Source organism: Sphingobacteriaceae bacterium (assembly GCA_016715905.1).
GTDB lineage: Bacteria > Bacteroidota > Bacteroidia > B-17B0 > Aurantibacillaceae > Aurantibacillus.
The window spans coordinates 579,451-594,386 of sequence record JADJXI010000004.1; the positions used below are offsets into that span (position 1 = coordinate 579,451).

The 14,936-nt window shown below is 35.0% G+C and carries 18 protein-coding genes and 1 tRNA gene; 5 read left to right on the top strand and 14 right to left on the bottom strand.

The genetic code is table 11. The features are described 5' to 3' along the window. The first annotated feature begins 68 nt into the window (after nt 1-68). The 4 genes from IPM51_06885 to IPM51_06900 all read left to right on the top strand — a co-directional run bounded on the left by IPM51_06885 (nt 69) and on the right by IPM51_06900 (nt 2,006). Nucleotides 69-140: transfer RNA gene (locus IPM51_06885), tRNA-Glu, on the top strand. Nucleotides 141-508: 368 nt separating this feature from the next. Continuing rightward, nucleotides 509-1,258 (top strand): hypothetical protein, encoded by a 750-nt coding sequence (locus IPM51_06890; protein ID MBK9284032.1) that lies wholly within the window; start codon nt 509-511, stop codon nt 1,256-1,258. A 42-nt stretch (nt 1,259-1,300) separates the two neighbouring features. After that, nucleotides 1,301-1,534 carry a hypothetical protein gene (locus IPM51_06895; GenBank protein ID MBK9284033.1) on the top strand — a complete coding sequence of 78 codons (234 nt, stop codon included), beginning with the start codon at nt 1,301-1,303 and terminating at the stop codon, nt 1,532-1,534. Nucleotides 1,535-1,547: 13 nt separating this feature from the next. Next, a complete protein-coding gene (locus IPM51_06900; GenBank protein ID MBK9284034.1) occupies nt 1,548-2,006 on the top strand; it encodes a hypothetical protein in 459 nt (152 codons plus the stop codon). A 674-nt stretch (nt 2,007-2,680) separates the two neighbouring features. Here IPM51_06900 and IPM51_06905 read toward each other — a convergent pair. The 13 genes from IPM51_06905 to IPM51_06965 all read right to left on the bottom strand — a co-directional run bounded on the left by IPM51_06905 (nt 2,681) and on the right by IPM51_06965 (nt 12,877). Next, entirely contained in the window at nt 2,681-3,070 is a 390-nt protein-coding gene (locus IPM51_06905) for a hypothetical protein (GenBank protein MBK9284035.1), read from the bottom strand. A gap of 348 nt (nt 3,071-3,418) precedes the next feature. After that, a complete protein-coding gene (locus tag IPM51_06910; protein ID MBK9284036.1) occupies nt 3,419-4,087 on the bottom strand; it encodes a hypothetical protein in 669 nt (222 codons plus the stop codon). A 3-nt stretch (nt 4,088-4,090) separates the two neighbouring features. After that, nucleotides 4,091-4,942, bottom strand: coding sequence for an endonuclease/exonuclease/phosphatase family protein (locus IPM51_06915; protein ID MBK9284037.1), 852 nt, complete (start codon nt 4,940-4,942; stop codon nt 4,091-4,093). A 746-nt stretch (nt 4,943-5,688) separates the two neighbouring features. Then, complete coding sequence (locus tag IPM51_06920) at nt 5,689-6,672, bottom strand: protein kinase (GenBank protein MBK9284038.1); 984 nt, start codon at nt 6,670-6,672, stop codon at nt 5,689-5,691. Between the two features lie 5 nt (nt 6,673-6,677). Continuing rightward, on the bottom strand, nt 6,678-7,835 hold the full coding sequence (locus tag IPM51_06925; GenBank protein ID MBK9284039.1) for a protein phosphatase 2C domain-containing protein: 1,158 nt from the start codon (nt 7,833-7,835) through the stop codon (nt 6,678-6,680). Between the two features lie 17 nt (nt 7,836-7,852). Further along, nucleotides 7,853-8,530 (bottom strand): VWA domain-containing protein, encoded by a 678-nt coding sequence (locus IPM51_06930; protein MBK9284040.1) that lies wholly within the window; start codon nt 8,528-8,530, stop codon nt 7,853-7,855. Nucleotides 8,531-8,547: 17 nt separating this feature from the next. After that, a complete protein-coding gene (locus IPM51_06935; GenBank protein ID MBK9284041.1) occupies nt 8,548-8,979 on the bottom strand; it encodes a hypothetical protein in 432 nt (143 codons plus the stop codon). 19 nt (nt 8,980-8,998) lie between these two features. Then, nucleotides 8,999-9,385 carry a helix-turn-helix domain-containing protein gene (locus IPM51_06940; protein ID MBK9284042.1) on the bottom strand — a complete coding sequence of 129 codons (387 nt, stop codon included), beginning with the start codon at nt 9,383-9,385 and terminating at the stop codon, nt 8,999-9,001. Between the two features lie 11 nt (nt 9,386-9,396). Continuing rightward, nucleotides 9,397-9,939 carry a hypothetical protein gene (locus tag IPM51_06945; GenBank protein ID MBK9284043.1) on the bottom strand — a complete coding sequence of 181 codons (543 nt, stop codon included), beginning with the start codon at nt 9,937-9,939 and terminating at the stop codon, nt 9,397-9,399. 206 nt (nt 9,940-10,145) lie between these two features. Continuing rightward, the gene (locus IPM51_06950; GenBank protein ID MBK9284044.1) at nt 10,146-10,895 is read right to left on the bottom strand and encodes a hypothetical protein; all 750 of its coding nucleotides are present in this window, start codon (nt 10,893-10,895) and stop codon (nt 10,146-10,148) included. A gap of 146 nt (nt 10,896-11,041) precedes the next feature. Beyond that, nucleotides 11,042-12,208, bottom strand: coding sequence for a hypothetical protein (locus tag IPM51_06955; protein MBK9284045.1), 1,167 nt, complete (start codon nt 12,206-12,208; stop codon nt 11,042-11,044). A gap of 7 nt (nt 12,209-12,215) precedes the next feature. After that, nucleotides 12,216-12,602 (bottom strand): hypothetical protein, encoded by a 387-nt coding sequence (locus tag IPM51_06960; GenBank protein MBK9284046.1) that lies wholly within the window; start codon nt 12,600-12,602, stop codon nt 12,216-12,218. After that, nucleotides 12,602-12,877, bottom strand: coding sequence for a helix-turn-helix domain-containing protein (locus tag IPM51_06965; protein ID MBK9284047.1), 276 nt, complete (start codon nt 12,875-12,877; stop codon nt 12,602-12,604). The genes IPM51_06960 and IPM51_06965 overlap by 1 nt, the downstream gene beginning before the upstream one ends. Nucleotides 12,878-13,133: 256 nt before the next feature. On the opposite strand from IPM51_06965, the gene IPM51_06970 reads away from it, so the two are divergent. After that, nucleotides 13,134-13,814, top strand: coding sequence for a hypothetical protein (locus tag IPM51_06970; GenBank protein MBK9284048.1), 681 nt, complete (start codon nt 13,134-13,136; stop codon nt 13,812-13,814). Between the two features lie 207 nt (nt 13,815-14,021). Here the strand turns inward: IPM51_06970 and IPM51_06975 are convergent, their stop codons facing one another. Continuing rightward, complete coding sequence (locus tag IPM51_06975) at nt 14,022-14,915, bottom strand: hypothetical protein (protein MBK9284049.1); 894 nt, start codon at nt 14,913-14,915, stop codon at nt 14,022-14,024. Nucleotides 14,916-14,936 lie beyond the last annotated feature (21 nt).

The following is a 14,936-nucleotide window of genomic DNA, read 5'->3' on the forward strand; positions in this document are numbered from 1 at the left end:
TTTAGTTCAATCAAATTTTTGTTAGTGTAAATAAATTTATACATTTGCCATCCCAAATTAGAAGATTTGGCCCGTTCGTCTAGGGGTTAGGACGCGTCCCTTTCACGGACGAAACACGGGTTCGATTCCCGTACGGGCTACGAAACACCTCTGAACCCCCTGTATTTACAGGGGGTTTGCTTTTTAGGTACAACATAGGTACAACACGCTAAACTGTTGATAACTTTACACCTTATAAACCTCAATTACTTTCTTTTGCATTGTCTCATACTTTATCCATACCTATGACAAGGCACATCTATACATCTAAGCCCTAAAATCCTCATATAACTGTTTAAAAACTTGCGAAACAATGCAAACGCACCGCAAATTCTTTAAGCCATTTACGGTAAAGTACTTTTGTATTGTCAGTCGTTTTTTGATTCGCGATTAAAGAAATTCCTGATCTTATACAGGTGACTGCAGCTCCTGTTTTAAGCTTTTATTAATCAATTAAAAATTAAACAAAATGGCACGTCAAAAGGGCATCATCAAACTAAAAGGGAAAATCGGAGATCTTTCCTTTTACAAAACCCAAGACGGACATTTAGCCCGTGAAAAAGGGGGCGTAGATGCGGAACGTATCGCTAACGACCCTGCCTTTGTGAGAACAAGGGAAAACGGTGCTGAATTTGGTTCGTCTGCGGTTGCAGGTAAAAACCTACGCACAGCATTGTTCGCAATGCTGCAAACTGCTTCCGATAATCGTGTTGTATCTCGTTTAACCAAAATCATGACCAATATTAAAAATCTTGATGGCACCAGTGCCAGAGGCGATAGAAATGTTGGCGTCGCAATTGCTTTGCCAGCGGCAAAAGCTTTGTTGAAAAATTTCAATTTCAATAAAAAAGCAATTCTTGGTAGTATTTTGTTTAAACCATACAGTGTGAACACCGGAACAGGAGTAATCACAATCAACGGACTTGAACCCATTAATCATATTAATTTTCCCGCAGGAGCGACACACGTTACTCTTAAAGGAGCATGGTTGAAATTAAATTTTGTAACCGGAATATATGATTTGCAAGCGTCAAACGTTGTAAACCTTCCAATCAATGCAACGCCTACTAACGTAGTACTTACGCCAGCTAACGTACCTACGGGTACCGGTACTGATATTTATTTATTACAATTGGAGTTTTTTCAATTAGTAAATCTTGTTCAGTATTCTTTAAAAGATGGCGCTCACAATTCATTAACTGTTGTTGAGGTAGCATAAGGAGGAAACACAATGAAACAAAATCAAAAAAACCCTAACGACATGAACATCTTTGAAAGATTGTCAGGTCCAACTCCAAAGTTTTTTAAAAAACTGCGGACTATAGGTTTGATACTTGCAGCAGCAGGCGGCGTATTGGTGGCAACACCAATCGCCTTACCTATTGCTCTGGTAACAACCGGTGGTTATTTGATTGTTGCAGGAGCGGTAGCAACTGCAATTAGTCAAGCAGCTGTAGAAGGAAATGGAGACAAAAAAAAGAGTAATAATCATTGAAATTTTAATTCTCATGGACAATACAAAAAAAGAAAAATTAAAAGTACTTGTTGAAGTTTCTGGAAAGAATTACAACAAAGGACAAGTGGTGAGTGCATTCGAAGCAAATGCAGTTATCACAAAAGAAAGTGAAAGTCGCCTTCGACAAAAAGATGAAGATAGTATCACTGTACGCGCAAGTGATTGCGAAACACCAAAAATTGAGGCAGATTACCATTCAAAATCAATTGGTGAAGGCGAAATTAAAACGAACATTGAAATAGATATCAAAGGGAAAACTTTTGATGCTACAAAAAATCAATTGATTGATGCTATTGCTGCAGGCGCTAAATTAACAAAAGCTGATGCCGGCAGAACAATTGATAAAACGGTTGAAGATTTGCTTAGCTTAAAGGCAGAGAAATCTTGCGATGCGAATTGCGCAAATGCAAATTCTTATTACACAACCAAGATTACTGAAACCGCTAAGTAATGGCAACTAATCATCATATAGAAAGTGGGACAATCCTTGGCACAGTTACAGGAACGGGCTTAACCCTATTGGCGAACATTGGTTCAGCCGACATTTTAAAAACTGTTGTCCTTGCAGCTATTGGAGCTGTGGTGAGTTTCTGCGTGTCTGTATCGTTGAAATGGCTTGTTAAACGATTTCGGAAATAAGTTTTTCAAAGAAAGTGAAGGAGGGTCGCCCGCAAGTGGGCGACCTTTTTTATTTTAGTAAAACTAAAATGGCAAAATGGAGAGCTGCCGCACACCTGATGAATGCACCAAAACATAACAACCACATGGCAAGGCATATGATTTTAAATTTGAAGTTGAATGCATGAGTGAACGCTTACGCAAATAGCGATTGAATGCATAAGGTGAAAGCTGCATTGGTTTAAATTGAATTGAAGAAGAAAATTTGTAAACCGTTGTTGATGTGACTGAGGACATTTTTGGATGTTTTTGCATAATATTAAATTTTATATGCTTTCTAAAGCAGGTGGATTAAAAAAACAAAAGGAAACGGAATAAATGTTGGGTCAGTGCGTTGGCTTGTGTTTTATGCCGTAAGCTTTTGTTTTTTTAGTGTCGGCATGTGGGTCAGCCCCACCTGCCACCTTTGCATATAAAATTTAATTATGCGAAAACAGGAACAGGTAATCATTTTAGTGCCTGGTACATTAATGCTTTTTTTGCCTGTTTTATCAGTTTAATTTGTTCCTGTACAACTTTTGCTTTCTTATCAAGCAATTGTACCATTGAAATATTTTTATCAAATTGTAGAGGCTTTAATTCAATCTTTACCAATGCGATTTTTACAACACTTTTTAGGTCATCCAAACGGATAAAAGGAATCACAGAGCCTGTTAAAAAAGGATGGAAATACATCCCTTGCCATAATCCGTAAAACAACCAGTACAGGCGTTGTTTTTCTTCTTCATCTTTGCATAAGCACACAAAGCAATTTGGGCATGGTGTTTCCATCGGTTTACCGCTGTTATTTCCTTTTGATAGAATAAAAAAATGGACACATTCATAAGTGTTTTTCATTTTGTGGGTTTTGATTTTGAGCATAATTATAGATTTAAAAATTATGCTATCCGACACACCCCATATATTTTAAAAGAAAAAACAAAAACCGAAAAAAATAAAAAAGAAAGCCATCACTCAAGGAGGTGGGACAAGGTTTGCAAGGTTTTTGACTAAAAAAATTTTAATGTAAAACAGAGATAACTAAGAAAACAGAATTTATAGAGAAATATGGAGCCCTTCGACTTCGCTCAGGATAAAATTTTTTTTGCAAAACCCGGAGGGCTTGACCTTGCGGACATTGGCACACCGACTTACTTTTGCTGACTTTTTTTATTTATGGTAAAATAAAAACTGATCAAGAAAAGTTTACGAAAGAACTTTTAAAATTGAAGTTAAAGGAATTATGTTAAGCAGACCCAGAGCTAATAATTCATCTTCTTTTTTACTTGTTATTTCTATGTCCTTTTTATCTGCAAAAAGCCTTAATGCAGATGCTGTATAGTAGACTAAATTATCTTCGCGGATTTCCTTTACTCCATAATTTATTGTTGAGCCATCACGCAATACAAGTACGCCGGCATGATTCGGACTCAAAATATTTAACCCAATTGTGCGACCATTTTCTTTACTTTGTTGAAAAAGATTTTGAATCGATGATTTAATTGAATGCGTACCAAGCAAGTTTATGAATTCATTTAAAAAGCTTTCCTCCGATATATTTGTTCTTTTATCTCGTTCATCCATATGATTAAAAATATCTACTGGAAATCTACCACTATCAGAATATTCTATTACACTTATTATTTTTCTACGAAAGTTACCAAGACGAGGCGCAATAATGTATACGATGTATAATGCTGCTGGGGTAATTGTGGGCTTAGTATCAAGAAATGTGTCTATTGCATCTATTTCCATTCTTAATTCGCCACCAGTTTGCTGGTATAACCCATCCTTCTGTTCAACTAAGTAATCATAGGCGGATTTTGCTTTTTTATCAGAAAACTCGATGTTTTCCCAAACATTAATTTTAGCCATATTCTATATTTTTAGTTTTATCTTAATTGGAAAATGATCTGAATAAATCTCATTAGGCCGATCATATATTGCTGCAAGATTGATACCGCCAATTTTTGTTACAATCTGAACACAATTGCTAGTAAGATACTGCTTCATTGTTCCGCTTAGAATTATCTGATCAAGGATATGGTATTCATGAGAAACATGACCCGAAGAACGATAATAGTAAGTAGCCATAGGTTTACTTTGATCACCAAAGAAATTCCACATGGGATTGTATAAAAATCTATAGTGAGATCCATCGACTTTCCTACCAATGGGATTGTCAGTTACATATTCTAAACTCGAAATTGCATTTAAACCATTTGAAGATACCATTCCAAAATCAAAGGGATTCATATTAAAATCACCTATAAGAAGTGTGTTGTTACATTTGGTTAATGATTCGATTTTTGAAATATCTTGAGATAAATTAACACACTCCAGTGCCTGACTTATATGCGACCAGTTGTTTTTTGAATGAAAATGCACAGGAAATAAATTCATCCTAATTAAAGAAGGAATTTCAAGATGATATGCAGACCATCTAGAACTTTTTACTTCCTTTTTTTTTAAATCAAATAAACTCGAAGATATTTTTGTTAAGGCCTTTACTCTAAAATCTAAATCAGGTAATTGAACAAAAGGAGTAGAAAACAAAATTTTGGATTTAGTTAAGAAATCGAGAACAACATCAGGGCACTTAGTGTTTCTCTCCTTTTTGAATTTCGTTTCTGCAAGAAACAGAATATCTATTTCATTTTCTTTTACGAATTCAATGAGTAAATCACCAATATCGGTGTTGTTGCCTATATTCCAAAATCCAATGACCATAAATGATTTGATAAATGTAAGGATTTTTTATGTGCGTTGAGGTAAAACAGCCTTGAGCTGCGTAGGGAGAGTGGCTGCAAATAGTGGAATGAAGTGAAGTGCATCCGGCACGGTGCGCTGAACGAAATGAAACGGTTTGCGGACACTGTGTTGCGAGCCGCCCGCGAGTGGAGCGAGGGTGGGAAGGCCGGGAGTAGCGAGTTTAAAACGCGCTACGGGGCCGACCTATTTTGCCAGCGTGGCAAATAAAAGAAAGACTTTAGGCTTTGATTTATGCCACGCGCCAGCAAAACGAGGCTAAAGGAGGCACAAGCGAAGAGAAAATTACATGCCACCAAGTGGCTTGTGACCCTTTAGCCGAAGCCCGAGCGACCACCAGGCGAGCCAAATTATGGGCAGCCGGCATTATGAGAAGCTACTGAAATGAATGGAGTGAGGAGCAACCAGTGGAAGTGTAAGCGAAGCGGAAACGCCACGGGTGCCCGCAACGAAATGAATGAAGTGGCTTTGAATAATGAGGAGGCTGCCGTGACGAAGCTCGTGCAAAATGCAAAAAGTGTGACAATACTTTTAACCCGCTGAGTAGCGGAATAGAATGAGCAACGGAAGGGGGCAATGTAGCTTTTGCTTAAATACCTTTAAAAACAAACACGTAAAAGCAAATGCTACATTGGTTTGGCGCACCTTTTTGCTTTGCGCAAGCTGAGGAACACCTTTTTACCTGTTCGTAAATCTGAATAGAGAATTTATGCTAACGTTGAATCTAATATCTGGATTTCCTTATATAAAGCGTCGCACCATTCGGTTGCAGTCGGCCTAGCAATTTCGTTACAACCATTAATTGCGAATGCTTTATTAAAAAGATTTTTCAGAGAATAAGGTAACGTATCGAATTTACTATGTAATGGAGGAATTACCGAAAGCATATTTTTATTTAAACCGTGAACATATAATCCGTTCTTAATTTTTTCACCTAATGTAGTAGCGTTACAAAACAATTCATTTGCAGTTGCTGTATAAGGATGAATGCCTAATAATATTTGATAGAGGCATACAGCAAGAGAGAAACGATCCCAATTTTCGGTAGCTTTCTTGCTAGATTTATAAGCATGATAAAGCTCTATTGGCGCGTAATCAGGAGTTAAAACCTCACCCTGGAAAATCATATTTAATCCAGAAGAAACTTGAAAAGAGTCTACGTCAATTATTGAAATATGGCCTTGAGTATTTATAAGAATATTCTGGGGTTTAAGGTCGATAATTACATATTTTTTTCCTTGATGTAAACTATGAACAGCTACCGCAATATTGAAACATATTTTTAATCTCTTATGAAATTTTGAATCATTATTTCGGTTGAGTTTTTGCCATGTTGAATTAAGGATTGCGGGTAGTTTTGGATGACAAAATTCGTATAGTTTTTCACTTCCAGAAAATGCCAAGGGCATAATGAAGCCAATAAATATATTTGAATCATCATAAATCAATTCGTTTGGCCAGCAAAACATAAAAGAATTACCTTTTGCGTCTGACGGTTTATTCAGAACTAAATATTCTAGCTTACGTTTTTTTAAATCACTTATTTTATTTTTGTGGTATATCTTAACACAATGCGATGGATAATCTAACGTTGGAATTATTTTATAAACTGAACCTTCTCCTCCTGCACTTGATAGTGGGATTGATTCTATACGAATCGCTTTACGTATGGAGGTATAAACTGTTGACATTGTAACTAAATTAAAACTCCTAAAATCATTGTTTTATCATCAGGTTCACCTGACAAGCCCTTAGTTCCTTTTTCAATAAACTCCCCCCAAATATTATTTGCATCATAAGCGGGAACATTATCTTTATGCATTAAGCGCAAATTATTTATTAAAGGTTTAAAAAAATTCGGATACGGCAAATTAGGGTCATACCATTTATTTGTCTCCTTGTCAATGATACTGCATTCATAAGAATGCAACTCACATCCGTCTGACATTACAGTGAAGGCCGACGGCTTTTCGTTTAATACATAACTTTCTGGTATATTTACGCCGGATAGTTTAAGGTCTTTATTTTTTATCCAAGCATTAGATGTAAGAAAAATGGTTTGATTAGATTCTATGCCTTTGTGTGGTATCATTAATGGGTTCCAGTCACCTTGCTTATTGCTGTATCCAGCTCTTCCATCACCTATATGAGAAATTAATAATCCAATCGGAGAATAAATTAGCACTATTATGGTACATGCTAAGGAGGAAGTTTCAAATTTATTTTCTAATGCAAAATTAATTAGATCATCATAAATATTAATAAAGGTTTTTCTAGCCAAAACCTCCCACTCTTCTTGCGTAGGCAAATTATTTTTGCTATTCCATTGATTGGAAAGAATTAAATCTTTGAAATACAATGGTGCAATTTCGTTTGAAATATATTTTGAACCTATATGAGAATTCTTTGCGCTACCCGCTCCGTCACAACTAATAATTATTCCCCACTCTTTATCAATACTTAAGCAATAGTGGTTATCTTGACAGGGAATACTATCGATAATATGAGATTTCCCTATTGCCGATGCTGAAACAATAAACCATGAATCCTTTTCTTCGGCTTGAGGATGAATCGTGTGATTGTTTGAAAAAGAAACTGAAGGTTCTTTAATTGTGCTATTTTTTGGCTTTCTTTCTTCTTTATCACTAATTGTTTCCGGAACGTGTTCCGAATTTTTATTAGGCTCTGTGATTTGATTGCTTATGGTGCTCTCATTCGAGTCCTCTTTAATATCTTTGACTTCAATTACTTTTTTTTCTTGCGCTTCGGAATCACTTTTTTTTTCAAGTTTAGCGGAAGAAATCTGTTTTTTATTTTTTTGTCTAGCCAACAATATATGAAACCAACCAATCATGTGCATTTTACTTGGTATTAAATTGAAAATCCCGCCATCCAAGCAGCTGGACTTGGCAGGTTAACTTTTTCTCCGTCATTTGAATTAGTAACAGTAGTCATTGAAGCACTAAGCCACCTGAAAAATTCAGAAAAGTTTAATCCTTTAAGTTGAGCCGCCGGCATCGTAGGATGTGAAATTTCATTCAACTTTTTCATATCGGCACCCTGAACGCCCACTGCATAAAAAATGAATTCCTTGTTATCCATTCCATTCTTTATTTCCGATGCAACGGATGTTACATTTTGTAAATCATCCGGGTCTCCATCGGTCATTAAAATGACCCAAGGCCTGTAATATGGTTGCCCCGTTTCTTTGTACCAAGACTTTCTCGACTTGACCATTTCAATGCCTGCTTTTATTCCGTCAACAATTTTTGTACCGCCATTTGCGATTAAAGTCGGCATTGTGAAATTAGTAACTAAGCTTGGAGCTTGCAGAACTTTTGCATTTTCATTAAACGCAATAATTGCTACTTCTAACCTGTTAGATGTTGTAGAATCAGTTTTAATATCTTTCGTAAATGTTGAGAGACCATCATTTAATTCTTTAATTGGATTCCCTGTCATTGACGAAGAAACATCGAGAACTAAAACGCAACAGCATTTCTGATCGTAATTTTCCGGTTCTTCTGCTTTAAAATTGTATGTTGTCATTTTTTTATTGTTTTATTTTATACTTCGGTTGACATTTTAACTGGTAAAATTGCCCCTTCAAGAAATGTTCCAGCAAGCTTTGAATGGATAATACCTCGTGTAGTTGAATAGGCCAAGCCTTTAACTACTTCGGAAAATTGAGATTCAATAAGAACTTTATCATTTTTTTTATGGGCGAATTTTTCCAATTCGGGATAAAGGAAATAATTGTCAATTTCAAATTTGGCTCCTGCATTAACCCTCTTTCCTTCCTTTACCACAATTATGTCCACATCAATAATTACCCTTGCCATTTGTTTATCCAGGTTATAGAAGTGGCTTGCTTTAACCTTGTGTTCTAATTGAAAAGCACCTCCTTTTTGCAAAGGCTCATCTTTAATATTATTTATTTCAGCTTTAATAAGCTGAACATTGAGATATTCCAATTTTTCTACTTCAACATTTGCCATTTTTTCAAATTTTTAATTATTAACCAGTAATTGCTACTTCCATCCCCGTTTCTTCAGCTGCATTCCATACAATACTTAGGCATCTTTCACTAATGTCTTTGTCCAATGGTAACTCTATATACTTTTCAAACTCTTCTTCAATCTTCTGAGGCGTAGTGAGAATGGTTTCACCGAATAATAATTCAAGTTTGACAATTGTTTTCATTCCTAAATTACTACCCGGCAAGAGCATTTTGCTTACCGCAGCAGGACTTACATTTAGCATTTCAGCCAATGTTTTCTGGTTAATCCCTTTTTTATCCATAATAAAATGGATTTGAGATATTATCTCAAGGGATTTCACCATTTCAGCGCGCTCTTCAGGAGTAATGCGTGAAATTGCCTTTTTAAATATTTTACTTGACATAATACAAAAATTTATAAATAAAGTAATATTTCATCATCATTAGTTAAATTAAGAATTTCCTTCCCAACAATATCAATAACTCCTTCACGTCTTAATTTGTCTAAATTCTTTGCCACCGCCTGAGCAAACCTAAAATGTTGTTTTACATTCGGACAATCAAGAGCAGAATCTGTTATCTTTACACCACCATTTAATAATACAACCACTTCGTTTGTCAATCTAATACAGTACAGTCTTAATTCCGAATGCAAAATAATTTCAATATCTAAAACTGCATCGGCATCTTTAACTTTAGGGGGTAAAGCGTGTGCTGCCTCTTCAAATCTAAATAGCCTTAATTCTGCTCCCTTTGTATAATTCCCCATTCCATCAATCACCCGAAGAATAGCATCAAATTCACCAAAATGAGTGTGGTTTGGATCATCAAAATTTTGAATGAACTTTTCTGTTTCATTTAACTCTTCTTTCACATCGTCAATTTCAAGCCTGATTGTATAGTAATTGACAAATTCATATTCATCGTAAAGGAGCTCTAATATTCCGATATTCTGCATCAACTATCTGTTTAATTATCGTTTTTACCAAGTTCCTTATTGTTATTAAAATTTATAATACAAAGATAATACATATATTGATATAATTAACCTATAAGTTAATAAACATTTTAATTAATTGATAATTAATTAAATAATATTGTTAAAATTATGAAACTGTAGCCGGCTTTGGGAATCACCGGCTACAATAATTAGATTTATAAAGGTTATGTTTTATCCTCAAAAAACAATCCCCCCTTTACCAACCACGATAGGCCAAAAGCCATGATTGCAATGGTTTCGAGCCAGAAAACAGGTTTTAAAGGTTCTAACGGTTTCCGTGAAACTTCCGGAAGGACAAAGTACAGAATGAGAATACCGATACAAAAAAACATTAAATATGCTACGCCTATATAGATTTTGTTACGAATGAGCTTTTCCGGTGTAGGGTTGTTTTCGCCTTTAGTGAACAAGAATAGACTGAAACAGGCTAAGCTGATAAGAAATAAACCCGCTGAAACAAGGTGAATAGTTCCGATAAATCCGGGATGATCTACACTACATTCGATGTTGCAAGGTATGACCGGCGTTTTAAAAGTTGTTGGAAGTAATGCCAGGATTAAACCGAAGGTACCGGCGAGTGCTGATACAATGCGGTCGGTAAGATCATACCCTTTGTATGATAAAAGGAAAATAGAAAGCGCACATGTGTAACCAACAAACACATCGCGCATTGCTGTGTGATAATAATTGCTAATGGATGGTTGTATTTTTTCACAACTCCCAAAAATAATTGAACCTATGACCAATATGGCCGGTAGAAAAAAACCGAGTAAACCAATAAGTTTGCGAACAGCAAGGTATGAGAGTACCAGTTTGTTTTCTCTTTCGAGTTGTTCGTAATTGTTTTCTGGAGTTCCGGCATTTCTTTGTCCTTTCCCTCGGAATATTGTTTTTAATTTTAATTGAAATTTCATGTTTGTAGTTTTTAATTAATTTTTTATTTGTTTTATCTCCCTATGACAAGCTCAGGGTGACATTTGCAGATTTGCAAGACCTTATATAAGGGTGTGCAAACTTGCAAACGTTGTTCTTTCTTTGCTTTTTGCGATTTTGCTTTAGTTTATTCCGATAAGAAATAAATCACCTCCTTTCCTTCCTGACGTTTGCAAAGGTTTCGTGCTGTGCCGTTTGCGTCTGGAATAACTAATTTGTGAGTAATAATTGATTTAAGACGTGTTTCAACAGTGCGTTCCCGGCAATTCATTTCAAGGCAAAGTTTTTCAATCAAATTTGATTTAGGCATAGGTTCAAGCAAAGCGTGTGCAATAATTTCTATTGTTTCATCTAAGGCTGCTTTTTGGTTGCGACTATCAAATGATTCTTTAATTGTATTTGGATCTGCAATAATTAATCCTTTTTCTATATCTGAGTATTCTGCAAAAAAAGGGTCGTGCTTTCGGGAACTGCGGCATTTTAAATAGTTTACCTTGATTAAATTGGTATTATGATTCTCGGAATCTTTTTCAAAACCGATTTGAATTACTGTACTGGCTTTGTTTAATATTTCTGTTCCTAAATGCCCTCTTGCTTTATCTGTACTGCCCGGATTTTCATGAATAAGTGCAAGAAAAGTTACATCGTATCTGTTGATGGTTTGGTTCATCATGTCTATGAGTTTCATACTATCCTTTGTGTCGTTGAAATTGAAAACACAATCAGTAATTACATCAAGTATGATAAATAAGTGCATTGGGAATTTTTGACGGATGTAATCTAAATACATATTAAGCATTTCAAAACGCTCTTCGCGCGCAAATTCGAGTAGCGATATGTAATCAAAACCATAAGGATGTTCCTCAATTGGATATCCTGCTTTTAATTGTATTTGCTGCAATGAATACGGAAGTTGATCGGAAAGATTCCTTTCAGTATCAACATAGCAAACAGCGTAGCGAGTTAAAATATTACGTTTGAATTCTAAAAGATCGCGATTACTCTCGGGTGTTTTTAAAAGTGCTGCGCAAATTGTTTCGGCCAAACGTGATTTATGCACACCGGCTTTCCCTTGTATTACATTGATAGTTTTAGGAAAGAAAACAGGATTTTCTTTTTGCCAAAGAATGGGTTGGCTAAAAGAAATGGGCTTGCACTTGCTTTCTTTAATCTGCTGTTGTGAAGCCAGTAGCCTTGCAAGCTTGGCTTGTTGGGATTCAAGCCTCACCCCCGAACCCTCCCCAATAGAGAGGGGGGAATGATTTTTGTTTGGTGGCGCCGGGATATCTATCATTTTTTAATTATTGGAAGTATGACAAAGGCATGAAATACACTTGCATCTCACCATTTTTAAAATAAACAGTAGCTGCCCAATCTTTTGGTGTACGATTCTGAATTTGAGTTTCCTGGTGAATACAACTTTCTAAATGCATGATCATAAATTTGTAATTAGTATCATCTAGACGGAAAAACAATTCTGAAAAATAAGAAAGGCGTAAACGATCAAGTTGTAGTTTCTCAAATAAACGATTGATTTGATCTTTATCTGAATTACTTTCTCCTAAAAGTTTTTTATAATAGCTAACGTTTGCTTCCAGCGTTTTTGTATCGCGCGCTAAGATTGCAGAAACTTCACGTAAAAGCTCTATCCATGTAAGATCTTTCAATGTTTCTGTATATTTTTCCATTATTTTTTAAAGGATTTTTTATAATGTTTCTGTAATAGCTCTTCAACGTCGGCAACTTTATAGTAAATTTTATTTCCTACCTGTGAGAAGGATATTTTGCCTTCATCACGCCAGGTTTGTGCGGTACGTTTTGAGATTTTCATTTTTAAAAGAAATTCCTGATTATCGATAAAATTTTCATCCGGATCGATCTTTTTATCAATTTTTGCTTTGATTTCCTCGATAGAGGCGAGCATTATATTAAATTGCTCTTTTGATAAGATTATTGCTTCCATAGTTTTTTGTTTTTTTACTTATGAAAGCGAATTTTTACAGCCTGCATTGGTTTATTTTGATTTTCCGCGCGGTTGATGCAGTTTGTTTGATTTACTTCCATAATTTGCTTTATTTTTAAGATTATGCAGCAAAGGTGTTTTGAAATAAAAAGTCCGAAAGACCCCGGGGGACTGAGAGGGTACTATTTTGAGAGTAAAACGATGGAAATCAAGGTGACGAGATAATTGCTAACTTTATTATAGAGATGCATGTTATATGGAAAAACCAACAGAAACATTAAGTAATGACAAAATTATAGCTTCTAACAGCAGTGGAATGCCAATTTGGATTCAAATACTGGGCTTGTGCATTACAGTGGTATCCATTATTTATTGTTTAAATGCACGTACATGGGAAGAAATTATTAAATACGTATCCTACGTTGCTTCAGGTTTATTCATTGTTTTTTTTTTAATTATTGTTACCAGTGTTCTTCGCAGTGGTATTACAAAGAATGATTTCAAGTCGTTTGTTTATGCTTTACCGCTTGTAATTCTATTGCTCTTTTTTATGGGATTATCGAACTATTCACTATTTGTAGGAATTAAGGATATTTTTCTTTGGATTATGTCGCCATCACTTTCTAAAACGAGTACTGTAATTCTAACATCTATATTTACACTAGGGTTGGGGTCAGCGTTATTTTATTTTCGACTTCGAATGAGAACAATATATGGTTTAACAGAAGCAGCAATTGGCATAGTTGTAGCCGGAAATAGAGCATTATCGCAGATAGATCAATTTGTGTCAACAGATTTTTACCTTGCAATTTTAACGGCATCGGTATATTTGATTGTACGAGGTTTCGATAATATACATCAAGGTTTAATAAAAGAGCCTATTGACCCTTATGGTAAAAAGTTGTTTGTGTTTTTGCAAAGGCGCATACCAATGTAAATCATGAATTATAGAGGTTTATTTTATATAAACAGGTTCGCATTGATGATTTTGAAAACGTTTAATTAAGAAAAGAGAATAAGTTGTTAACTCTAATCGTAAAATTTAATAGCACTTATCCCTTTTAATAAAGCTAAACCAGCATCATAAAACCTTTCATGTTTAAGAGAACTTTCTTTTCAGTATAAACAGACATTAAGCTATTTGCTATAAAACATCTAATCTTACATTTCCCTTTGGTCTTTTTTCAATACGGGAAGGTTTCAAAATAGTTTTCACTGTTTCCTGAGAAATTTCGTTTCCTTCTTTGTCGATAAACATTTTTGAGATCATTTCAGCCACTTCATTAGGAGTGCCGCTTATAATGGGACGACCATTGATGCGTTTTTCGTACATCAACTGATAAAACACATCTACTACTAAGTTGAGATTTGAGTTTATTTGCAATTTATTTAATGTTACAGGTTTTTTTTTGGAATCTATGTTAACAATTGATTTTTCTGCAACAGATTTTTTCTTCAGCTTTAGCTGATTCTTTAATAAAGTAATTTCTAAATCACATTTTTCATTAAAAGGAACTTCAACAGAATTAATGTTATGCGGTCTATTCTGTAGATACTCCGTTTTTGCCTCGAGAAGACATGATAACTTTTCTTCAATGGATTGATAGTTTTTTAGTTTTTGTTTTAAACGTGAAAAATTATACCGAACTGCCGGCATAAATTTTTCGGATTCAATTTCCTGACGAAGCAATTCAATTACCATTAAAGATTTTTCGATTTTGATATTGTGATCTTTTGTTGTTATGCCATCACGGTTAAGGTCAATAAGCTTTTCGAGTTTATTTAGCCAAACAAATGGGTCATTCAGTAAACTGCATTGAAACTGTAGAAATGGTTTTATTTTAGATTTTGGGAGTGATAATAGCTTATATAAGAGACAATGGCAGTATTGCTGTAAATTAAATTTTCCATTAACAGTAAAGTCAATTGGCTGATCATCTAAAGCTGATACTTCAAATTCACCGGGTATTGAAATTTGTGGCTCTGCTACCGGATACTCCTTAAATGGAGCACAAATGATAATGGTTTTAGTTCTCATTTAAAATAAATTAATCTGCAC